Origin of the sequence: Terrabacter ginsenosidimutans (genome assembly GCF_039539425.1) — a bacterium.
In the GTDB taxonomy this organism is placed as follows: Bacteria; Actinomycetota; Actinomycetes; order Actinomycetales; family Dermatophilaceae; genus Terrabacter; species Terrabacter ginsenosidimutans.
On the sequence record NZ_BAABDC010000001.1, the window covers coordinates 195,567 to 215,149 of the forward strand.

Consider the following 19,583-nt stretch of genomic DNA (forward strand, 5'->3'; position numbering starts at 1 on the left):
GACGTGTCGAGCTCGCGCTGAGCACAGCGACGGTGTCGTCCACGGTCACCGTCAGCCGATCACCAACGGCAGACAGCAGAAGGGCCTCCAACCGACGTTTCCGCTGGTCAGAGGCCCTTCCGAGCACTGGGTGGCAGGTGAAGGATTCGAACCTTCGTAGCTCTCGCGACGGATTTACAGTCCGTTTCCATTGGCCGCTCGGACAACCTGCCTTGGTGCGTCTGGAAGGATAGCAAGAGATCGGGCGCGGTCCGAAATCGGGGCCACGGCGACGCTTTCGTCGCGTCTTCGAGCATCCGCGCACCACGCCTGACAGACCAGACAACAGCATGCGGAAGGACCCCACCGATGGCCGACTCGTCGTTCGACATCGTCAGCAAGTTCGACAAGCAGGAGATCGCCAACGCGGTCAACAGCGCCAGCAAGGAGATCGCGACGCGCTACGACTTCAAGAACGTCGGAGCCGCCGTCGACCTCGCCGGCGAGGTCATCAAGATGAAGGCGAACACCGAGGAGCGTTGTCTCGCGGTCCTCGACGTCGTCCAGACGCACCTCGTGAAGCGCAAGGTCAGCCTCAAGCACCTCGACGTGCCGGAGGCCGGTCCGCGCCTCTCGGGCAAGGAGTACCACCTCGACGCGCCCCTCAAGGAGGGCATCTCGCAGGAGAACGCGAAGAAGATCAACAAGCTCATCCGCGACGAGGGACCCAAGGGCGTCAAGAGCCAGATCCAGGGCGATGAGCTGCGCGTCTCGAGCAAGTCCCGCGACGACCTCCAGGCCGTCCAGCGGATGCTGCGCGAGGCCGACCTCGACGTCGCGCTGACGTTCACCAACCAGCGCTGACCCGCCGGGTTCTCCTGTCCCACAGGCGAACCACGACGACCGACCACGTATGCCGTCCGCCTCGGCGGGCGGCATACGTGCGTCTCAGAGGGGGCGCGCGAGACCGCGCAGGTCCGGGAACACCTCGACCGCCAGGGGCCACCAGAAGAGGTGGCCGCACAGCTCGGCGTACTCCTCCGGCGTGACCCAGCGGGTCTCGTGGATACCGTCGTCGCCGTCGGTGATGTCGGGGCGCGCGTCGTCGAGACGGGTGCGGAACACCTGGAGGAACGGCTTGTCGCGCGTGAAGAGGTTGTCGTCGGTCCGCGGCGTGAATCGCTCGTAGCCGCAAGGGATCACGTCCGAGTGACGCAATCGGAGGCCCGTCTCCTCGAACGTCTCGCGGACGGCGTTCTCGACGGGAGTCTCGTCGACCTCACGCCATCCGCCGGGCGAGCCCCACTCACTGCGACGGACGCTGTGCACGACGACGAAGTCGCCCCTGCGGTCGCGCACGAAGACCATGGCTGCGAGGACTCGCGCCGGGTCGAGCGGGTCGTCGGACGCGACGAGGTCGACATCGCTGGTGCCGTTGGGGAACGGCACGTCGAGGATGCGGCGCACGCCCCGGTCCCGCTTGCGCTTGCGCAGCCGCAGCCCCGAGGAATTGAGGCGACGAACGAGGTCGACCCCCGTCGTGGGCGTGGCCCCTGCCTCGACGGCAGCCTGCCACCGGCCCTCGGGCACGTCGTAGTGGTCGCCGTCGAACGACCGCGGGTGCAGGGCGGCGGCCCGGGCGACCTCGTGCAGCTCCTCGTAGGAGGCGTCGCTGACGAGGTGGGCGAAGAGCCGACCGTGTGCAGGCCAGATCGGCTGGTCGATCCACACGGTCATGGATCGAAGCCTAGGCCAGCCCGCTCGCGCGTGCCGTGCCCCTCCCCCCCTGTGGATGACGCCGGTCGCCGCTCCCCTTCCCGACCTAGCCTCGAACACACGTGGCCGCCACCGTCCGGTCGGCCCACCGACCGAGGAGTAGACCCATGTCCCGTTCCGTCGTTGACACCGAACGCATCGCCGCAGCGGCCGCCGACATCAACCGGCTCGCCGAGACGATCACGTCGAGCACGTCCGAGCTGCGCGGCCGGCTCGCCGGCATGGGCGCGGACTGGCAGGGGCCGGCCAAGGTCGAGTTCGAGCGCGTCATGCACGACTACCAGCGCATCCAGGCGCAGATGACCGAGGCGCTGGCCGACGTCGGCCGCCTCACCCTCAAGGCGTCGTCTGCCTACGCCGAGCACGAGAACGCGACCCGCGCCCTCTTCGCCCGCTGACGAGGGCTCCGCAGAGCCATCCGTCGTCCCCGGACGACCCGGCGCCTGACTCCCTGGACGGCGCCGGGTCCGCGCCGGAGGCGGCGCGCTCCCGCCCCTACGGTCGAGCCGCCTCCGGCGCACCGCCCCTCCCACAGACGCCGAAGGGCGGCTCCCCCGCGAGGAGGAGCCGCCCTTCGAACGTGTGGTGCTGTGGTGCTGTGCTGGACCGGTGGGCTCAGAAGCCCATGCCGCCCATGCCACCCATGTCGTCGCCACCGGGCATGGCCGGCGCGTTCTTCTCGGGCTTGTCGGCGATGACGGCCTCGGTCGTGAGGAAGAGCGCCGCGATCGAGGCTGCGTTCTGCAGCGCCGAGCGCGTCACCTTGACCGGGTCGATGATGCCGGCGGCCAGCAGGTCGACGTACTCACCCGTGGCGGCGTTGAGACCGTGCCCGGCCTGCAGGCCGCGCACCTTCTCCGCGACGACTCCACCCTCGAGACCGGCGTTGATCGCGATCTGCTTGAGCGGGGCCTCGGTTGCGACGCGCACGATGTTGGCGCCGGTCGCCTCGTCACCCTCGAGCACGAGCTCGTCGAGCGCCTTGGCGGCCTGGATGAGAGCGACGCCACCACCGGCGACGATGCCCTCCTCGACGGCAGCCTTCGCGTTGCGGACGGCGTCCTCGATGCGGTGCTTGCGCTCCTTGAGCTCGACCTCGGTGGCCGCGCCCGCCTTGATGACGGCGACGCCACCGGCGAGCTTGGCGAGGCGCTCCTGGAGCTTCTCGCGGTCGTAGTCGGAGTCCGACTTCTCGATCTCGGCCTTGATCTGGGCGATGCGGCCCTCGATCTGCGAGCGGTCCTCGGCGTCCTCGACGATGGTCGTCTCGTCCTTGGTGACGACGACCTTGCGAGCGCGGCCGAGCAGGTCGAGGGTGGCGTTCTCGAGCTTGAGACCGACCTCCTCGGAGATGACCTGACCACCGGTGAGGATGGCGATGTCGGTGAGCATGGCCTTGCGGCGGTCGCCGAAGCCCGGAGCCTTGACGGCGACGGACTTGAACGTGCCCTTGATCTTGTTCACGACGAGCGTCGCGAGGGCCTCGCCCTCGATGTCCTCGGCGATGATCAGCAGCGGCTTGCCGGACTGCATGACCTTCTCGAGCAGCGGGACGAGGTCCTTGATGCTGCCGATCTTGGAGTTCGCGACGAGCACGTAGGCGTCGTCGAGGACGGCCTCCATGCGCTCGGTGTCGGTGACGAAGTACGCGGAGATGTAGCCCTTGTCGAAGCGCATACCCTCCGTCATCTCCAGCTCGAGGCCCATGGTGTTGGAGTCCTCGACGGTGATGACACCTTCCTTGCCGACCTTGTCCATCGCCTCGGCGATGAGGCCACCGATCTCCTCGTCGGCCGCCGAGATGCTGGCGGTCGAGGCGATCTGCTCCTTGGTCTCGATCTCCTTGGCCTGCTCGAGCAGGCGGGCGGTGACGGCCTCGACGGCCTTCTCGATGCCGCGCTTGAGGGCCATCGGGTTGGCGCCGGCGGCCACGTTGCGCAGGCCTTCCTTCACCATGGCCTGGGCGAGCACGGTCGCCGTCGTCGTGCCGTCACCGGCGACGTCGTCGGTCTTCTTGGCAACTTCCTTGACGAGCTCCGCGCCGATCTTCTCGTACGGGTCGTCGAGCTCGATCTCCTTGGCGATCGAGACGCCGTCGTTGGTGATCGTGGGGGCTCCCCACTTCTTCTCCAGGACGACGTTCCGGCCCTTCGGGCCGAGGGTGACGCGGACTGCGTCGGCGAGGATGTTCATGCCCCGCTCGAGACCGCGGCGTGCCTCTTCGTCAAAAGCAATGGTCTTGGCCATTCGGGTGGTTCCTCCCACACGAAACGTTGGTGGTGGACCGCATGACGCCCGCGACGGACGGGACCGGTCTCCCCAGCTTCAGGTAGCTGCGGACCCAGCCCCTCGGCATACGGCCCATTTCTGTCACTCCCACTGGGAGAGTGCTAACGCCATTATTGGCACTCTCGGGGTGAGAGTGCAAACGTTCGGCACGCTCTGGTCGTGCGTATGCCGTGTGCTCGGCTCAGGCGCCCGGTGCCGGCGCGAGCGCACCTGCGATGCGCGCGGCATACTCCACCGACTCCTGCTCGGACGCGTACTTCGTGCGCGGCCAGAAGAAGCCGCGCAGCCCGTCGCCCTTGGTGCGCGGAACGACGTGGACGTGCAGGTGCGGGACCGACTGGCTCACGACGTTGTTCATCGCGACGAAGCTGCCCTGCGCACCGAGGGACTCCACGACGGCGGCGGCGAGGCGCTGGGCCGCGCCGAGCAGCGTGGCGTGCAGCTCGGCGGGCAGGTCGAGCAGGGTGTCGACGTGCTGCCGCGGCACGAGGAGCACGTGCCCCTTGAACACCGGGCGGCGGTCGAGGAAGGCGACGAGGTCCGGCTCGTCGAGCACGAGGTCGGCAGCAACGTCACCGGCGACGATCGAGCAGAAGACGCAGTCCATGGCGACAGGCTGCCATGAAGCGCCGACGAGCCGGCTCGTGCCGGCTAGTGACAGATGATGAGCAGGACGCAGCCGCCGCTGCTCGACGTGGGCGACGGGCTCGACGTGGGGCGGGGCTTCTTCGTCGACGTGGGCTTGGGCTTGGGCCCGGGGTTGTCGCGGGTCGGGCTGGGCGCCGCGGTCGAGGTGGGCGCGGGGGCCGTCGTGGCCTGGCTCGGGGACGGCGCCGGCGCCGTGACGGTGGGCACCGAGGAGGTCGGGGCGGAGGCGGGGTCGACGACGGCCGTGGCCGCGGGGCGGCTGCTCGTCCGACCGGCCGCGCCGGGGGTCCCGGTCGCGCTGGCTGGGTCGGAGGAGTCGGGCGAGCCCCAGCCGTCGTCGGTCGACGTGCTGGCCCAGTCGCCGCCGGGCAGGCCGGGGAACCCGCCGGAGGCCATCGCCTGCTCGCTCCAGCTGTCGCCCGACCAGTAGGCGACGGCGCCGGTGGTGAGCAGGGCCACGGCCGCGAGGACGGCGGCGACGACGAGCTTGCGTCGGGACTTCGAACCGTGCGTGGAGGAGCGGAACTCGGTCGACATGGGTCACCAACGTAGACGAACCCGACGTCTCGCGCCTGTTCGAGCCGTGGCCGCTACGGTGGATCCATGCCCGTCGAGACGTGGATCACACCACGGCAGTCCGCATGACCGCGCCTGCCGCCGGAGGCGCGCCGGGCCCGACCACGGGCGGGTTCGTCGAGGTCGCCGACCGCGTCTTCGTCGCCCGCTACCGCCAGTGGGACGTCAACGTCGGACTCGTCCTGGGGCGTCACGGGGCCGTCGTCGTCGACACCCGGGCCAGCGACGTCCAGGGCGCCCAGGTGCTCGACGACATCCGCCGCCTCGGCCGCGACATCGAGGTGCGCCACGTCGTCAGCTCGCACGTGCACTTCGACCACACCTTCGGCAACGCCGCGTTCGAGACGGCCATCGTGCACGCCCACGACAACGTCGGGCGCACCACCCAGACCGCCGCCGATCACATCAAGGCCGCCTTCCGCGCCGATCCCGGCGCCGGGCCGGAGTACGGCTACACCGAGCGCGATGCCGCCGAGGTCATGGCGACGGTCGTGCGCGGCCCGGACCGCACGTTCGGCTCCAACGCGACCATCGACCTCGGTGACCGCGTCGTCACGATGGCGTATGCCGGCCGCGGCCACACCGACGGCGACGTGGCCGTGCTCGTCCCCGACACCGAGGTGATGTTCCTCGGCGACCTCGTCGAGGAGAGCGCGCACCCGTCGTTCGGCCACGACTGCTGGCCGCTCGAGTGGGCCGACACCCTGAGCTCCCACCTCGTCCAGGTGTCGGAGAGCACGGTGGTCGTGCCGGGCCACGGCCGTCCGGTCGACGAGGCGTTCGTGACCCGGCAGCGCGACGAGATCGCCTCCGTCGCGGCGGTGATCCGCGAGCGCCGGCTCGGTGCGGCCTCGCTCGAGGAGGCGCTGCGCGACCCGGACCCGCGCCTGCCCTACCCGCTCGACCACCTCGAGTCCGCGATCCGCCGCGGCTGGGAGCACCTCACCCCGCCCGTCGCCTGACCTCGGCCGACTGCCCTGCCGATTGCGGTGGATCACCGGCGCCTGGTGCCGGACATCCACCGCACTCCCCTACTGCGCTCACCACGTCCCCGACCGCGCAGCGCGCCGAACACGCGGTTGCGGCGCCCGTCCACCCCCGGCTCCTGAGGAGGCGCACGACCGCGGTGGCCGTGCGACAGGGGTCCGTGACGTGGACCCAGCCCAGTCGGACCGTCACGTCCCCGGCTACGGCGGACTCGACGTCACGCTCGAGGTCGAGCCATCGCGCATCCGCCGTCCCGTGAACCAGCCGACCGTCCAGCTCGACGACCGCAGACTGCTCGGAGTACTCGACATCGCGGTACGTGCTTCCGCGCCGTGTCAGGAGTCGGCGCTGACGGCGACCCCGCGGGAGACCATGGGGACGCTCGACCTCCCGGAAGTAGCGTCGTTCCAGCACGGATCGCACGCCGGCTGCGGCATGCCCAGCACCTCGAGAAGCAGACGCCTGCGCTTCAGCCGGCTGCGCAGCCGTGTGGTCACGAGGATGCGAGTCGGAGTGGTCAGCCCCTGCTGGCAGGCCGCCGAGATGACGCTCACAGCGTCGCTGTCACGGGCCGCGTGGTCGGCGACGTCGATGACTGCCTCCTCGAGCCTGAGGCGCGGCGGCGAGTGGTGGCTCTGCGCCTGGCTGGCGAGGTTCGTGCGCCGCACCACGACGACGCCGCGCGGGGCCTTGACGTGGCGGTCGCGCTCGACCGCCAAGTGGACGATGAGGTCCCTGGCCTGACGGTCTGCGGAGGGCCCACCGCCGTCGGCCAACCCGTGTACCCGAAGTGCCGACGGTCCGGCGAGCACGGCCGGCGCCAGCGCCAGGACTGCGGCCCAGGCCCGCTGGATCCACACGAGTGGACCGGTGTGGTTGACGTAGACGCCCGGGTGGACGACCGCCCACTCCCGACGGCGCAGGAGTCGTTCGACGTCGTTGTCGTCCAGACCGGCGGCCAGGACCTGCCGACGCGAGATCACACCAGCCTGCGATCGGAACGCACCGTCGACGGTCGCCGGTTCCATGCCATGACCCTGACCCCTCGAGCAGGCACTCGGACGGGGATCTGCACGAGCTGTGGACGCACCCGTGCTCGCGACCGAGGGATGTGGACAAGCCCTCCCCGCAGCCGCGCAAGCGAGAGCAGTCAGCCGGGAACGTCGTGAATGCGGTGGATCACCGGCGTCTGGTGCCGACGATCCACCGCACCGACACGACTGACCTGACCTCCCGACACGTGTCTTCGAGCCGGGTCAGTCGGGGTGCGGCATCGGCGCTCAGTCCCGCACGGCCGACGGGAAGGCATCGGACCAGGACCGCAGCCTGATGCCGCCCTCGCCCGAGCGGTCGACGGAAGTCGCGGCCAGCAGCGCGTGGACGACCGCTCGCGCGACGCAGTCGGCCCCTGCCTCCATGACCAGGGTCTGCTCGACCGGGTCGGGCGCAGGCCGTTCGCCGGTGGCCAGCGTGAACAGGGTGTCCCCGTCGAAGAGCGTGTGCACCGGCTTGAGTGCGCGCGCCAGGCCGTCGTGCCCGACGCCGGACGCCTTCTGGCACTGGGCCTTCGTCAGGGTGGCGTCGGTAGCGATGACGCCGATCGTCGTGGCGAGACCGGGCCGTCCGGCGCTTGCCGCGACCGCCTCCGCCCGCACGCGCGACGCGTCGAGCTCGGCCGAGCCCGGCCTCCCGACGTGCGCCAGCTCGTCCCCGAGACCCAGGCCCACGGCATACGGAAGCCCCGTCGCGGGGTCGACGGCGGAGCCGGCGGCGTTGACGGCCACGAGCGCAGCGACGGTCGTGCCCGACGCGAGCACCACACTCGCCGAGCCGATCCCGCCCTTGAAGCCACCGACCCTGGCTCCCGTGCCCGCGCCGACGCAGCCCTGCGCCACGGCTGAGTCCGACGCGTCGGCGTATGCGGCCCTGCCGTCCTCTGCACGAGGACGGTGGCCCCACGAGCCGCCGCGTCCCAGGTCGAAGAGGATCGCGGCCGGCACGATCGGCACCACCTGACCGGGCTCGCCCACGGGCCAACCGATCCCGTCGTCGAGCAGCGCATCCATCACCCCGTCGGCGGCAGCAAGGCCGAAGGCCGATCCCCCACCGAGGACGACCGCGTGCACCCGGTCGACGAGGTTGCGCGGGTCGAGCAGGTCTGTCTCGCGGGTGCCGGGCCCGCCGCCACGCACGTCGACGCCCGCGACGGCTCCACCGGACGGAGCGAGCACGACGGTGACGCCCGTCAGCCACCCCGGCTCGTCGCGCGTGTGGTGGCCGACCCGCAGGCCTGCGACGTCGACGAGCGAGTTGGTCGGCCCGGGAGCCATGGCCGGCCGCGCACCGCTCACTGCGGGTCTCGAAGCTCGAACTCCATGAGGCGACCCGGCGAGGTGAAGCCGAGGCGTTCGTAGAACTCCTGCGCACGGTCGTCCGGGGCGTTGAGGCGGATCCACTTGACGTCGGTCGTGCGCGACCACTCGATCATGGCCTCGGTCAGGGCCCGGCCCACACCGCGGTCACGGCAGCCCGGCACGACGAAGAGGCCGCCCACGTGCAGCCACGAGACGTCCTTGCGCCCGGGCCATGGCAACGCCCGGATGCGCCGGGTCTCGAGGATGCCGGCGTGCTCGCCCCGGCTCTCGGCGATCCACGTCGGGCGGTCGGGCCGCTCGGCCAGCCATGCGTCGACGAACCGGTCGAGGTAGCCCGTCTCGGACGGCATACCGAGCTCGCGGGCGAACTGCAGGTGCAGCGCGGCGACGACGAGGGCGTCGTCCGCCGACGCGCGACGGATCGTCACCTCGGCCATGAGGGAAGTGAACCACGGTGGCGCTCACAGGTGGCGCAACCCCGGCCCGACCGCGTCACGTGGCTCAGCCGGTGGGACGGCCCACCCGGGGGGACGTGCTCAGACGTTGATGCCGAGGCGACGGCTCGTGCGCGCCCGCTGGCGGCTCGCGCGCATGCGGCGGAGGCGCTTGATGAGCATCGGGTCGGCCTCGAGGGCCTGCGGGCTGTCGAGGAGGGCGTTGAGCACCTGGTAGTAGCGCGTGGAGCTCATGTCGAAGAGCTCCTTGATGGCCTGCTCCTTGGAGCCGGCGTACTTCCACCACTGGCGCTCGAAGGCCAGGATCTCGAGGTCGCGCGCACTGAGCCCGTCCTCGGACTCGTGGCGGTGCGGCTGCGCCGTGGCGTGTTCTGTGCTCATGTCCCCGTCTCGCTGCGGTCGTGCGCTGTGCGTGTCATGCGTTGGCTCCGGTCACACCCTAGACCGAAATGACAAGGGTGTCATTCAGTTCGGGCATGGCGCGGCATGTCGTCGGAGGCGCCTCGCACGCCCTGAAACATCGGTCACACAGGCCCCTCTGGACCCACGCAGCGGGCCCGCCCGGGCGCTGTCAGGACATCGTGTCGAGGATGGCGTTGACGTCCTCCTTCGTCGTGTGCGGGTTGACGATGGCGAAGCGCGTCAGCGTCTCGCCGCGGAAGGTCGTCGGCACGACGAACGCGAACTCCTCCCCCAGCAGCCGGTCGGTCCAGGCCTGGTAGTCGTCCGGACCCCAGCCGAGACGGCGGAAGACGACGACCGACAGGTCGGGCTCGCGGACCGCCTCGAGGTAGTCGCGGCGCCCGATCTCGTCGGCGGCGAAGCGGGTCACCTCGAGGGTGCTCTCGATGGCCTCGACGTAGGCGTCCGTGCCGTGCACCGCGAGCGAGTACCAGAGCGGCAGGCCACGGGCGCGGCGCGTCAGCCCGATCGAGTAGTCGGTCGGGTTCCACTCGGCGGACTTCGTGATGACGTCGAGGTAGCCCGCCTCCTGCGTGTGCGCGATGCGCGCGAGCTCGGGCTCGCGGTAGATCAGCGCGCAGCAGTCGAACGGGGCGAAGAGCCACTTGTGCGGGTCGACGATGAACGAGTCGGCGTGCTCGATGCCGTCGAAGAGGTGGCGCACCGAGGGCGCGGCCAGGCCGGCGCCGCCGTAGGCGCCGTCGACGTGCAGCCACAGGCCGTACTCGCGGCACACCTCGGCGACGGACGCGAGGTCGTCGACGACACCGAAGTTCGTCGTGCCGCTCGTCGCGACGACGGCGAAGAACGTCTCGGGGCCGTGCTCCTCCAACGTCTTTCGCAGCTCAGCGCCGGTCAGGCGCAGCTTGTCGTCGACGTGGACCCCGCAGACCTCGGCGTCCATGACCGCAGCCATCGAGACGACGGACGAGTGCGCGTTGTCGGTCGCGGCGATGCGGTAGGGGCGGGCTCCCGTGCCCGCCTCCTTCGCGCGGGCCCTGGCCGTATGCCGTGCCACGACGAGCGCTGACAGGTTGCCCACCGTGCCACCGGGCACGAAGACGCCGCCCGCGGACTCGGGCAGACCGGCGAGGTCGCTGATCCAGCGCAGCGCCTGGTTCTCGGCGTAGACGGCGCCGGCGCCCTCCATCCACGACCCGCCGTAGATCGACGAGGCGCCGACGACGACGTCGAAGGCGGCGGCCTCACGGGTCGGGGCGCACGGGATGAAGGAGAGGTAGCGCGGGTGGTCCGTCGAGAGGCAGGCCGGCGCGAGGGTGTGCTCGAAGAGCTCCATGGCGCGCGTCGACCCCAGACCCTCCCGGGTGATGGTCTGGCCGGCGGCCGACCTCAGGTAGTCCTCGGTCTGGGCCCCGTCGAGCGGGATCGGGTCCATGAGGAGCCGCTCGCGGGCGTAGCTGAGGACCTTGTCGACGGCGACGTGGTCGGCATCCTTGTCGAAGCTGTGCACGCACAGATGCTAGGCCCTGCGACCGGGTGCCACCGACCCTCCGGAACCATGGCCCGGGGCCTCCGGTCAGCCGAGGAGAGCGGCGCGCAGCTCGTCGGCGCTCGCGGCGACGGCCGTGGGGCGCACCGCGTGCAGGGCCTCGGGCAGGCCCGCACCCCACGTGACGGCCACGGTGTCCATGCCGGCCGCCTTGCCGGCGAGCACGTCGACGACGGCGTCCCCGACGTAGACGGCGTCGTTGAGGCCGCGGCCCATCCGGTCGAGGGCGAGCAGCAGCGGCGTCGGGTCGGGCTTGTGCCGCTCCGTGTCCTCCATCGCGACGAGCACGTCGACGTGCTGGCTGATCCCGAGGATGTCCATCGCCTGCTGCGCCGACTCGCGCCGCTTCGAGGTCGCCACCCCCACGTGGACTCCGGCGGCACGCAGGTCACCGAGCACGTCGACGACGCCGTCGTAGCCGCGGATGAGCCGCTCGGTGTTGTCGGCGTTCCAGGTCAGGTAGGTCTCGTAGAGCACGTCCGCGTGCTCCGGCGAGTGGTCGCGGAAGGCGCCGATGAGCGGCCGGCCGATCCACGAACGGATGACGTCGGGGTCCTCCTCGCGGCCGAGGACCGTCCGGAACGCGTGCTGGTAGGACTCGACGATGAGGTTGATCGTGTCGGCCAGCGTGCCGTCGAGGTCGAAGACGGCGGTGGACCAGCGGGGAGAAGTCACCGGCCGAGCCTAGGGCAGCGAGGGGTCCAGCCACCGCCCGCGTCTCATGACCCGGGTCGGTCGCGCGGCCCCGTCGACGACCACGACGTCGGCGCGCGATCCCACCGCGAGCGACCCCCGGTCGGCCAGCCCCAGCGCGCGGGCAGGGGTGCGCGTGGCGGGGCGCACGGCATACGCCATCGGGACGCCGGCGGCCACCGCTCGCGCGACGATGTCGGCGACGTGGCTCGTGCCGCCCGCGATCGACCCCGGCGCCGTGCCGTCGGCGTCACGGGCCAGGCGGGCGACGCCGTGGTCGACGACCACGGACAGGCCGCCGAGGACGTAGGCCCCGTCGCCCACGCCCGCCGCGGCCATCGCGTCGGAGACGAAGGCGACGTGGTCGGCGCCGACGAGGTCGAGGACGGTGCGCACCGTGTCGTCCGAGAGGTGCGCGCCGTCGGCGATGAGCTCGACGGTCACGTGCCCCCGAGCGGCCGAACGCATCAGTGCCGCAATGGCGCCCGGCTTGCGGTGGTGCCAGGGGTCCATGCCGTTGAAGAGGTGTGTCGCGAGGTCGGCACCGGCCGCGACGGCCTGCTCGACCTGCGCGTAGGTGGCTGTCGTGTGACCGATCGCGGCGTGGATTCCGGCCGTCGTGAGCCAGCGGACGAGGTCGAGGCCGTGGGCACGCTCGGGGGCGAGCGTCACCTGACGGATGTGGCCGCGGCCGAGCCCGATGAGGCGCTCGACCTCGGCGAGCGTCGGTTCGCGCAGCAGCGTCGGGTCGTGCGCGCCGCACCGCGCCTCGGAGAGCCATGGGCCCTCGAGGTGGATGCCGTCGACGACCCCGTCGTCGGCGAGCTCGGCGAGCATCGCGACGCCCCGCTCGAGGTCCCGGGGGCTCATCGTGACGAGGCTCGCGAGCAGGCTCGTCGACCCGTGCGCGTGGTGGTGCTCGGCGGCTGCGGCCGCTGCGTCGTCGCGCAGGTCGGTGAACGCCGTGCCGCCACCGCCGTGGCAGTGGATGTCGACGTATGCCGGCACCATCGTCCCGCTCACCCGCTCGGCCGCACCCGCGCCGGGTGGGGGTTCGGCGCCCTCGGGGACAGAGGTGACAGCCGTGATGCGCTCGCCCTCGACGCGGACGAGGACGTCGGGCAGCACCGTGTCGTCGACGAGGGCGGGTCCGCGCAGTGTGAGGTTCATCGGGGTCGATTCTGTCGCACACGGGGCGGGGGTAGCGTGTGGGCGTGCCATCCAGACCCCTCGCCGATCTCGTCCACCCGACGTGGGTCCCGGCGCTCGAGCCGGTGGCTGACACCATCACGGAGCTGGGTGAGTTCCTCCGGGGTGAGGTCGCGGCCAGGCGCGGCTACCTCCCGGCCGGCGACCGGGTCCTGCGGGCCTTCTCGCTGCCGCTGCCCGACGTGCGGGTGCTGGTCGTGGGCCAGGACCCCTATCCGACGCCCGGGCACCCGGTGGGGCTGAGCTTCAGCGTCGCGCCCGACGTGCGGCCGGTGCCCCGGTCGCTGCAGAACATCTATGCCGAGCTGGGCACCGACCTCGCGCTGCCCACACCGGGCAACGGCGACCTGACCCCATGGTTCGAGCGTGGCGTCATGCTGCTCAACCGCGTGCTGACGGTGCGCCCGGGCGCCAGCGCCAGCCACCAGGGCAAGGGCTGGGAGACCGTGACGGCGCAGGCGATCTCGGCGCTCGTCGAGCGCGGCGGCCCCCTCGTCGCGATCCTCTGGGGGCGCCAGGCGCAGTCGCTCGCCCCGATGCTCGGCGACGTGCCCCGTATCGAGTCGGCGCACCCGTCACCGCTGTCGGCGCGCTCCGGCTTCTTCGGCTCGCGGCCGTTCAGCCGCACCAACGACCTCCTCGCCCAGCAGGGCGCGGCACCCATCGACTGGAGGCTGACATGACCCAGCCCACCCCCGAGGTCTCGAGGCCCTCGGTCTGGACCCGCTTCGTCGCCATCGGAGACTCGTTCACCGAGGGCATGTGCGACGACGACCCGACCTTCGGCCACGACGGCGAGTTCGCCGGCTGGGCCGACCGGCTCGCCTCGCACCTGTCGGAGATCGCGCGCGCCGAGGGACTCGACTTCGGGTACGCCAACCTCGCCGTGCGGGGTCGCAAGCTCGCCGACGTCGTCGGTCCGCAGCTCGAGGATGCCCTGTCGCTCCAGCCCGACCTCGTCAGCATCGTCGGCGGCGGCAACGACATCCTGCGCCCCAAGGCCGACCTCGACGGCCTCGCCGCGCGGCTCGAGGCCGCCGTGGCCCGCATCCGCGCGACGGGCGCCGACGTGCTCATGGCGACACCCGTCGACCCGGCCGACGCGCCGCTCGTCAAGGCCACCCGCGGCCGTGCCGCCATCCACACCGCCAACATCTGGAGCATCGCCCGCCGCAACGGTGCCCACGTCATCGACCAGTGGGGCCTGCATGCGCTGCGCGACTGGCGGATGTGGAGCGAGGACCGCATCCACATGACGACCGAGGGCCACCGCCGCGTCGCGCTCGCCGCGCTCGAGTCGCTCGGGCACACGCCGGCCGAGACCGACTGGGCGACGCCGCTCGAGCCGGCGCCGCCGATCGGCCGCCGCGAGGCGCTGCAGGCCAACGCGCAGTGGGCCAAGGAGTACGTCGGCCCGTGGGTCCACCGCCGCCTCACCGGCCGCTCGTCTGGCGACCAGCGCCAGGCCAAGCGCCCCGAGGTGGCCCCGCTCGACCAGCCCTGAACCCAGCCACCCGCTGACGTATGCCGTGTGCGACCTCCGCGACACGGCATACGCCCCGCTTCGGCTGGGACGGATGACGCGGCCTCACCCCCGGCGCCTGACCGGCTGAGCACGATCCGCCAACGCCAGACCGGTGAAAGTGCGTCATCGGTCCCGATACCGGGGCTGTGGAGAAGCTCGGCGCGCCGCCACCCCGCGCGGTCAGGCTCGGGCGCATGGCGAGACAGCGGCGTGGCCGCACGCCGGTCGACGTGGTCACCGCCGTGCACCGACTCGGTGGGACGTGCACCTGGCGCGAGCTGCGAAGAGCCGTCCCCTGGCGTCTCATCGGCCGCGCCGTCGAGGCGGGCCTCGTGACGCACCCGGGCAACGGTGTGTACGCGCTGCCGAACGCAGACGAGGGCCGGGTGGTGGCCCATCGGTTGACGGGTGTCGTGTCGCACCGCGACGCCGCCCTGCACTGGGGCTGGAAGGTGAAGGTGGCGCCAACGCTGCCCGACGTCACTGTCCCCACGGGCCGCAAGCTGCGCGACAGCACTCGTCGGCTCGCGACAACGCACCGGCGCACCCTCGCGCTCACGGACGTCTCGGACGGCTGGGTCACGACCACAGTCAGAACAGTCATCGACTGCTGCCTCGACCTGCCCTTCGACGAGGCCCTGTCGGTCGTGGACTCCGCGCTGCGCAGCGACCGGCCCCGTCACGTGGTGGTCGCAGCGGCAGCGAACCTCGGCCCGCGGCACCGCGCTCGGGTGCTGCACGTCGTCCGCCTCGCCACCCCCAAGGCCGCCAACCCGTTCGAGTCGGTCCTCCGCGCGATCGTCCTCGGTGTCGATGGCACGAGCTGGGACCCGCAGCACCCGATCCGCTAGGACGACTTCTACGCGAGGGTCGACCTCGCCGACGAGTCGCTCGGGATCGTGCTGGAGGCCGACAGCTTCGAGTTCCACGGCGAGCGGTCCGCGCTGTCACGCGACTGCGTGCGCTACGACGAGCTCGCCTCGCGCGGCTGGATCGTGCTCCGCTTCATGTGGGAGCAGGTGATGCTGCGCCCCGGCTGGGTCGCGCAGGTCGTCGCGCGGACGGTGCGCCGGCGTCGAGCTGAGCGGGGCTTCGCGGACCCCACCGAGCCGGGACCGGTGACGCACCTTGGCCCGTCGGAGGCGGTGGCCTGAGCACCATGTCGCTCGCCGGGCGGGAAGGTGCGTCATCAGTCCCCGAAGTGCCCAGCCGAAGAGGACGTATGCCGTCCCGCTGGGTCAGCGGGACGGCATACGTGCTCGGGTCGTTGGGGTCTCAGACGGAGGCGGCGAACGCCTTCTCGAAGATGTCGAGGCCCTCGTTGAGCAGCTCGTCGCTCGCGGCGAGCGGCGGCAGGAAGCGGAAGACGTTCCCGTAGGTGCCGCACGTCAGGGTGACGAGACCCTCGGCGTGGCAGGCCTTGTTGACGGCGCCGGTCAGGGCGGCGTTCGGCGTGAGGTCGCCGGGGCCGTTGACGAGCTCGACGGCGAGCATGGCGCCGCGGCCCCGGATGTCGCCGATCTGCGGGTACTTCTCCGCGAGGGCCTTCAGGCGCGGGACGAAGAGGGCCTCGACCTGCCTGGCGCGGGCGCAGAGGTCCTCCTCCTTCATCGTCTCGATGGCGCCGAGGGCGGACGCGCACGCGACGGGGTTGCCGCCGTAGGTGCCGCCGAGACCACCGCCGTGGATCGAGTCCATGACGTCGGCACGGCCGGTGACGCCGGCGAGCGGCAGGCCGCCGGCCATGCCCTTCGCCGTCGTGATGAGGTCGGGCACGACGCCCTCGTGCTCGCTGGCGAACCAGTCACCGGTGCGGCAGAAGCCGGTCTGCACCTCGTCGGCGATGAAGAGGATGCCGTTGTCGGTGCACCAGTCGGCGACCTGCTTGACGAATCCCGGTGCGGGGACGATGAATCCGCCCTCGCCCTGGATCGGCTCGAGGATCACGGCGGCGAGGTTGTCCTCCCCCACCTGCGCGTGGACCTGGCTGACGAACGCGTCGAAGCTCTCCTTGGCGCAGTCGGCGGGGCCACCCGGCCAGCGGTAGGGGTAGCTCATCGGCGCCCGGTAGACCTCGCCGGCGAAGGGCCCGAACTTGTGCTTGTAGGGCATGTTCTTGGCCGTCAGCGCCATCGTCAGGTTCGTGCGCCCGTGGTAGGCGTGGTCGAAGGCGACGACGGCGTTGCGCCCGGTGAAGTGACGCGCGACCTTGACGGCGTTCTCGACGGCCTCGGCGCCGGAGTTGAAGAGCGCGGTGCGCTTCTCGTGGTCACCCGGCGTCAGGTCGTTGAGGGCCTCGGCGACCTCGAGGTACTCCTCGTAGGGCGTCACCATGAAGCACGTGTGGGTGAAGTCATGCACCTGGGCGGTGACGCGGTCGACGACGCGCGGCGCCGAGTTGCCGACGGTCGTCACGGCGATGCCGGAGCCGAAGTCGATGAGCTGGTTGCCGTCGACGTCGACGAGGATGCCGCCACCCGCACGCTCGACGTAGACGGGCAGGCCGGTGGAGACGCCGGCGGACACGGCCGCCGTCTTGCGGGCCTGGAGCGCGGCCGACTTCGGGCCGGGGATCGCGGTCTGCAGGAGCCGCTGCTGGGGGACGTTGCTCATGGGGGTCAGTATGCCGTCCGGCGGCGTTGCCGGGGAACCCGGCCCCGCGCATGCGAGCTGCGCAATCCGTCGTCACCACGGGCATCCAGCTGGGCATACCGTCGCGTCGTTCCGTGCACACCACTGAATGTGCACGTGAGGCGAGGGCGCGCCGTCTCCGGTCTTCCATGGTCGGGAGCCGACCGCCTTCCCGACCTCCCGAAACCTGCGAGCAACCCGTGAATACGCACTGAATATCCGGTGAGTTGTGGTGGCGGCACCACGACAGCGGTTCCCTGAGTAGTGGCTGTCGACGCCGATGTCCTGCCGCCGCCCAGCCAGAGGATCCGATCCGCAGATCACAGGCACTCGGGGAGCTTGGAGCAACCATGATCCACACGCAACCGAGAGCGGTGGCGACCATCAGCGCCCTCGCCCTCGCCACCCTCGGCGCGGCCACGAGCGGCGCCCTCGCACCGGTCAGCGCGGCACCTGCACCCACGGTCCGGACGACCGCGTCCCTGTCGGGTCTCCACCCGACCGTGTCCGACTACGTCCAGATCTCCGCCTCGACGACTCCGCCCACCGAGGCACAGTGCTACTCCGTCGGGCGGCGGTGCTTCACGCCGACGTCGACGCGCGCGGCCTACAACGTCCAGGGCCTCATCGACAACCACCTCGACGGCCGGGGCATGACCATCGCCATCGTCGACTCGCACGGCAGCGACACGATGGCGCACGACCTGCACGTGTACGACCAGGCGTTCGGCCTTCCTGCGATGTGCGGTGAGGAGTCGGTGAGCTGCACCACCGGCATGCCGACCTTCAGCGAGCTGCACCTCCAAGGCAACCCGGCGACCAAGGCGCCGCCGTCGACCGGCAAGGGCACCGGCCTGCAGGACAAGGCCGCGTGGGCGCTCGAGGTGTCGCTCGACGTCGAGACGGCCCACTCGATGGCTCCCGGCGCAAACATCCTGCTCGTCACCACTCCGAACTCCGAAACGCTCGGCGTCCAGGGCTTCCCGCAGATGATGGCGGCCGAGCAGTACGTCGTCGACCACCACCTCGCCAACGTCATCTCGCAGAGCTTCGCCTCGGCGGAGGATGCGTTCGGCAGCACACAGTCCCTGCTGAACCTGAGGCACGCGTTCATCTCTGCCGCCCAGAACGGCGTGACGGTGCTCGGGTCGTCGGGGGACGGCGGCACGGCGAACACGATGAAGCAGCCCGTCAAGTCCGGGGGCGCACTCATCCCCTACCCGACGGTGGAGTGGCCGGCGTCCGACCCGCTCGTGACCGGCGTGGGCGGCACCTACCTGTGCACCGACGCCGAGGCGACCGCCGGTCGCGTCGTCGACAGCATCCACCCGCCGGCCAAGTGCCAGGCGAACCCGGGTGCGGCCGAGGTCGGGTGGACCTTCTCGGGCGGTGGCTTCAGCCACGTCTTCGCCAAGCCCGACTACCAGTCGACCCTGCCCGCCGGCAGCACGGCGATCGGCACCAAGCGCGGCGTCCCCGACATCGGGCTGCAGGCCAGCGCGGGCACCGGCGCGCTCGTGTACCTGTCGCTTCCGCCTGACGGAGCCAGCGGGCTCATCTGCGGTAGCGCCCCGTGCAGCACCGGGTGGTACGACATCGGAGGTACGTCCCTGTCCTGTCCCCAGTGGGCGGGCCTCGTCGCCATCGCCGACCAGATCAACGGCGGCGGGCTGGGCCTGATCAACCCCGGTCTCTACCGGATCGGCTCCAACCCCGCTCGGTACGCCGCCGACTTCCACGACGTGACGCTGGGCAACAACACGGCAGACCCGAGCGTCGAGGGCTATCCGGCCACGACCGGTTGGGACCCGGTGACCGGACTCGGCACTCCGGATGCGGGCGTGCTGCTGCCCGACCTCGTCCAGGCAGTGCACGGCCACTGAGCACCGGCCGACCGGGACCTGAACCCGAGACCCCGCGCGAAGGGGGCTCGAGTCGGGCCTGATCCGTGGCAAGGTGCCCACTCGAACATCGAGTGGGCACCTTGTCGCGGGAACCCAGGGGGCGGGGTCCGACAGGTCGGGGTCTCAGTGCTCGAGGTCCTCGCCGAAGCGGCCTCGGGCCTCGTGCGGGATGAGTGGCCTGTCGGCGCGGGCCTTGATCTGCTGGACCGCCCACGAGTTGCCGTCGGGGTCGGAGAAGCCGAAGAAGGTGCCACCGTCGCGCGGGTCGATGGTCTGGACCTCGGAGCACTCCACCCCCCTGCTCACGAGCTCGGCACGCGCTGCCTCGGCGTCGGCGACGACGAGCTGGATGCCGTGGAGCGATCCGGGCTCCATCGCCCGCTGTGACGGCAGGTCGCCGACGACGATGGAGCAGCCCGAGCCGCGGGGTGTCAGCTGGGCGACGTGCATGTGCTCGTTCTGGGTGTCGTGGTCGAGGTCGAAGCCGACCTGGTCACGGTAGAAGGCGATGGCCGCGCCCATGTCGCTGACCGGGACGATGACGACCTCGAGGGTCCAGTCCAT

Annotated in this window: 19 protein-coding genes, 1 tRNA gene and 2 pseudogenes; 8 read left to right on the forward strand and 14 right to left on the reverse strand. The window is 71.3% G+C overall.

Annotation, left to right across the window (positions count from 1 at the left end):
• Positions 1–131: 131 nt before the first annotated feature.
• A tRNA-Tyr gene (locus tag ABD831_RS00990) sits at positions 132–212 on the reverse strand.
• Between the two features lie 136 nt (positions 213–348).
• Here ABD831_RS00990 and ABD831_RS00995 point away from each other — a divergent pair.
• A complete protein-coding gene (locus ABD831_RS00995) occupies positions 349–843 on the forward strand; it encodes a YajQ family cyclic di-GMP-binding protein (RefSeq protein ID WP_344940241.1) in 495 nt (164 codons plus the stop codon).
• A gap of 84 nt (positions 844–927) precedes the next feature.
• Here the strand turns inward: ABD831_RS00995 and ABD831_RS01000 are convergent, their stop codons facing one another.
• Positions 928–1,716, reverse strand: a complete 789-nt coding sequence (locus ABD831_RS01000) for a DUF4031 domain-containing protein (RefSeq protein ID WP_344940244.1) — start codon at positions 1,714–1,716, stop codon at positions 928–930.
• A gap of 146 nt (positions 1,717–1,862) precedes the next feature.
• Here ABD831_RS01000 and ABD831_RS01005 point away from each other — a divergent pair, with 146 nt between their 5' ends.
• On the forward strand, positions 1,863–2,153 hold the full coding sequence (locus ABD831_RS01005) for a WXG100 family type VII secretion target (protein WP_344940247.1): 291 nt from the start codon (positions 1,863–1,865) through the stop codon (positions 2,151–2,153).
• Between the two features lie 217 nt (positions 2,154–2,370).
• Here ABD831_RS01005 and groL read toward each other — a convergent pair whose 3' ends face one another.
• The 3 genes from groL to ABD831_RS01020 form a co-directional block, all read right to left on the reverse strand.
• Positions 2,371–4,002, reverse strand: coding sequence for a chaperonin GroEL (groL, locus tag ABD831_RS01010; protein ID WP_344940249.1), 1,632 nt, complete (start codon positions 4,000–4,002; stop codon positions 2,371–2,373).
• Positions 4,003–4,225: 223 nt separating this feature from the next.
• Positions 4,226–4,651: an HIT family protein gene (locus ABD831_RS01015; protein WP_344940252.1), complete on the reverse strand. Its 426-nt coding sequence runs from the start codon at positions 4,649–4,651 to the stop codon at positions 4,226–4,228.
• A 44-nt stretch (positions 4,652–4,695) separates the two neighbouring features.
• Complete coding sequence (locus ABD831_RS01020) at positions 4,696–5,229, reverse strand: hypothetical protein (RefSeq protein WP_344940255.1); 534 nt, start codon at positions 5,227–5,229, stop codon at positions 4,696–4,698.
• Between the two features lie 104 nt (positions 5,230–5,333).
• Between ABD831_RS01020 and ABD831_RS01025 the strand changes: the two genes are divergently transcribed.
• Complete coding sequence (locus tag ABD831_RS01025; RefSeq protein WP_344940258.1) at positions 5,334–6,230, forward strand: MBL fold metallo-hydrolase; 897 nt, start codon at positions 5,334–5,336, stop codon at positions 6,228–6,230.
• A gap of 360 nt (positions 6,231–6,590) precedes the next feature.
• On the opposite strand, the gene ABD831_RS01030 is transcribed toward ABD831_RS01025, so the two are convergent.
• The 7 genes and pseudogenes from ABD831_RS01030 to ABD831_RS01060 form a co-directional block, all read right to left on the reverse strand.
• Positions 6,591–7,283, reverse strand: a complete 693-nt coding sequence (locus ABD831_RS01030) for a type IV toxin-antitoxin system AbiEi family antitoxin domain-containing protein (protein ID WP_344940261.1) — start codon at positions 7,281–7,283, stop codon at positions 6,591–6,593.
• Between the two features lie 252 nt (positions 7,284–7,535).
• A complete protein-coding gene (locus ABD831_RS01035) occupies positions 7,536–8,585 on the reverse strand; it encodes a P1 family peptidase (RefSeq protein ID WP_344942984.1) in 1,050 nt (349 codons plus the stop codon).
• A 17-nt stretch (positions 8,586–8,602) separates the two neighbouring features.
• Entirely contained in the window at positions 8,603–9,067 is a 465-nt protein-coding gene (locus ABD831_RS01040; protein ID WP_344940264.1) for a GNAT family N-acetyltransferase, read from the reverse strand.
• A 99-nt stretch (positions 9,068–9,166) separates the two neighbouring features.
• A pseudogene (gene napA / locus ABD831_RS01045) lies at positions 9,167–9,484 on the reverse strand (nucleoid-associated protein NapA); the annotation flags it as partial.
• Between the two features lie 172 nt (positions 9,485–9,656).
• Positions 9,657–11,018, reverse strand: a complete 1,362-nt coding sequence (locus tag ABD831_RS01050; RefSeq protein WP_344940267.1) for a pyridoxal phosphate-dependent decarboxylase family protein — start codon at positions 11,016–11,018, stop codon at positions 9,657–9,659.
• A 66-nt stretch (positions 11,019–11,084) separates the two neighbouring features.
• A complete protein-coding gene (locus tag ABD831_RS01055; protein WP_344940270.1) occupies positions 11,085–11,732 on the reverse strand; it encodes an HAD family hydrolase in 648 nt (215 codons plus the stop codon).
• Positions 11,733–11,741: 9 nt separating this feature from the next.
• The gene (locus ABD831_RS01060) at positions 11,742–12,920 is read right to left on the reverse strand and encodes an N-acetylglucosamine-6-phosphate deacetylase (protein WP_344940272.1); all 1,179 of its coding nucleotides are present in this window, start codon (positions 12,918–12,920) and stop codon (positions 11,742–11,744) included.
• A 44-nt stretch (positions 12,921–12,964) separates the two neighbouring features.
• Here ABD831_RS01060 and ABD831_RS01065 point away from each other — a divergent pair, with 44 nt between their 5' ends.
• The 4 genes and pseudogenes from ABD831_RS01065 to ABD831_RS01080 all read left to right on the forward strand — a co-directional run.
• Positions 12,965–13,642 carry a uracil-DNA glycosylase gene (locus ABD831_RS01065; RefSeq protein WP_344940275.1) on the forward strand — a complete coding sequence of 226 codons (678 nt, stop codon included), beginning with the start codon at positions 12,965–12,967 and terminating at the stop codon, positions 13,640–13,642.
• Complete coding sequence (locus tag ABD831_RS01070) at positions 13,639–14,463, forward strand: GDSL-type esterase/lipase family protein (protein WP_142176827.1); 825 nt, start codon at positions 13,639–13,641, stop codon at positions 14,461–14,463. The genes ABD831_RS01065 and ABD831_RS01070 overlap by 4 nt, the downstream gene beginning before the upstream one ends.
• Before the next feature lie 215 nt (positions 14,464–14,678).
• Positions 14,679–15,335, forward strand: coding sequence for a hypothetical protein (locus tag ABD831_RS01075; protein WP_344940279.1), 657 nt, complete (start codon positions 14,679–14,681; stop codon positions 15,333–15,335).
• A gap of 30 nt (positions 15,336–15,365) precedes the next feature.
• Positions 15,366–15,638: pseudogene (locus ABD831_RS01080) on the forward strand (DUF559 domain-containing protein); the annotation flags it as partial.
• A gap of 121 nt (positions 15,639–15,759) precedes the next feature.
• Here the strand turns inward: ABD831_RS01080 and gabT are convergent.
• Entirely contained in the window at positions 15,760–17,097 is a 1,338-nt protein-coding gene (gabT, locus tag ABD831_RS01085) for a 4-aminobutyrate--2-oxoglutarate transaminase (protein WP_344940282.1), read from the reverse strand.
• A 368-nt stretch (positions 17,098–17,465) separates the two neighbouring features.
• Here gabT and ABD831_RS01090 point away from each other — a divergent pair, with 368 nt between their 5' ends.
• Positions 17,466–18,998 (forward strand): S53 family peptidase, encoded by a 1,533-nt coding sequence (locus ABD831_RS01090; RefSeq protein ID WP_344940285.1) that lies wholly within the window; start codon positions 17,466–17,468, stop codon positions 18,996–18,998.
• Between the two features lie 144 nt (positions 18,999–19,142).
• Here the strand turns inward: ABD831_RS01090 and ABD831_RS01095 are convergent, their stop codons facing one another.
• The gene (locus ABD831_RS01095; protein ID WP_344940287.1) at positions 19,143–19,583 is read right to left on the reverse strand and encodes a VOC family protein; all 441 of its coding nucleotides are present in this window, start codon (positions 19,581–19,583) and stop codon (positions 19,143–19,145) included.

What these genes read in the sequence shown, in the direction of transcription:
- ABD831_RS01070 (WP_142176827.1), top strand. Translation starts at nt 13,639, where the DNA reads ATGACCCAGCCCACCCCCGAGGTCTCGAGGCCCTCGGTCTGGACCCGC.
- ABD831_RS01030 (WP_344940261.1), bottom strand. Translation starts at nt 7,283, where the DNA reads ATGGAACCGGCGACCGTCGACGGTGCGTTCCGATCGCAGGCTGGTGTG.
- ABD831_RS01005 (WP_344940247.1), top strand. Translation starts at nt 1,863, where the DNA reads ATGTCCCGTTCCGTCGTTGACACCGAACGCATCGCCGCAGCGGCCGCC.
- groL (WP_344940249.1), bottom strand. Translation starts at nt 4,002, where the DNA reads ATGGCCAAGACCATTGCTTTTGACGAAGAGGCACGCCGCGGTCTCGAG.
- ABD831_RS01060 (WP_344940272.1), bottom strand. Translation starts at nt 12,920, where the DNA reads ATGAACCTCACACTGCGCGGACCCGCCCTCGTCGACGACACGGTGCTG.
- ABD831_RS01015 (WP_344940252.1), bottom strand. Translation starts at nt 4,651, where the DNA reads ATGGACTGCGTCTTCTGCTCGATCGTCGCCGGTGACGTTGCTGCCGAC.
- ABD831_RS01040 (WP_344940264.1), bottom strand. Translation starts at nt 9,067, where the DNA reads ATGGCCGAGGTGACGATCCGTCGCGCGTCGGCGGACGACGCCCTCGTC.
- ABD831_RS01020 (WP_344940255.1), bottom strand. Translation starts at nt 5,229, where the DNA reads ATGTCGACCGAGTTCCGCTCCTCCACGCACGGTTCGAAGTCCCGACGC.
- ABD831_RS01000 (WP_344940244.1), bottom strand. Translation starts at nt 1,716, where the DNA reads ATGACCGTGTGGATCGACCAGCCGATCTGGCCTGCACACGGTCGGCTC.
- ABD831_RS01095 (WP_344940287.1), bottom strand. Translation starts at nt 19,583, where the DNA reads ATGGACTGGACCCTCGAGGTCGTCATCGTCCCGGTCAGCGACATGGGC.
- ABD831_RS01075 (WP_344940279.1), top strand. Translation starts at nt 14,679, where the DNA reads ATGGCGAGACAGCGGCGTGGCCGCACGCCGGTCGACGTGGTCACCGCC.
- ABD831_RS00995 (WP_344940241.1), top strand. Translation starts at nt 349, where the DNA reads ATGGCCGACTCGTCGTTCGACATCGTCAGCAAGTTCGACAAGCAGGAG.
- ABD831_RS01025 (WP_344940258.1), top strand. Translation starts at nt 5,334, where the DNA reads ATGACCGCGCCTGCCGCCGGAGGCGCGCCGGGCCCGACCACGGGCGGG.
- gabT (WP_344940282.1), bottom strand. Translation starts at nt 17,097, where the DNA reads ATGAGCAACGTCCCCCAGCAGCGGCTCCTGCAGACCGCGATCCCCGGC.
- ABD831_RS01090 (WP_344940285.1), top strand. Translation starts at nt 17,466, where the DNA reads ATGATCCACACGCAACCGAGAGCGGTGGCGACCATCAGCGCCCTCGCC.
- ABD831_RS01035 (WP_344942984.1), bottom strand. Translation starts at nt 8,585, where the DNA reads ATGGCTCCCGGGCCGACCAACTCGCTCGTCGACGTCGCAGGCCTGCGG.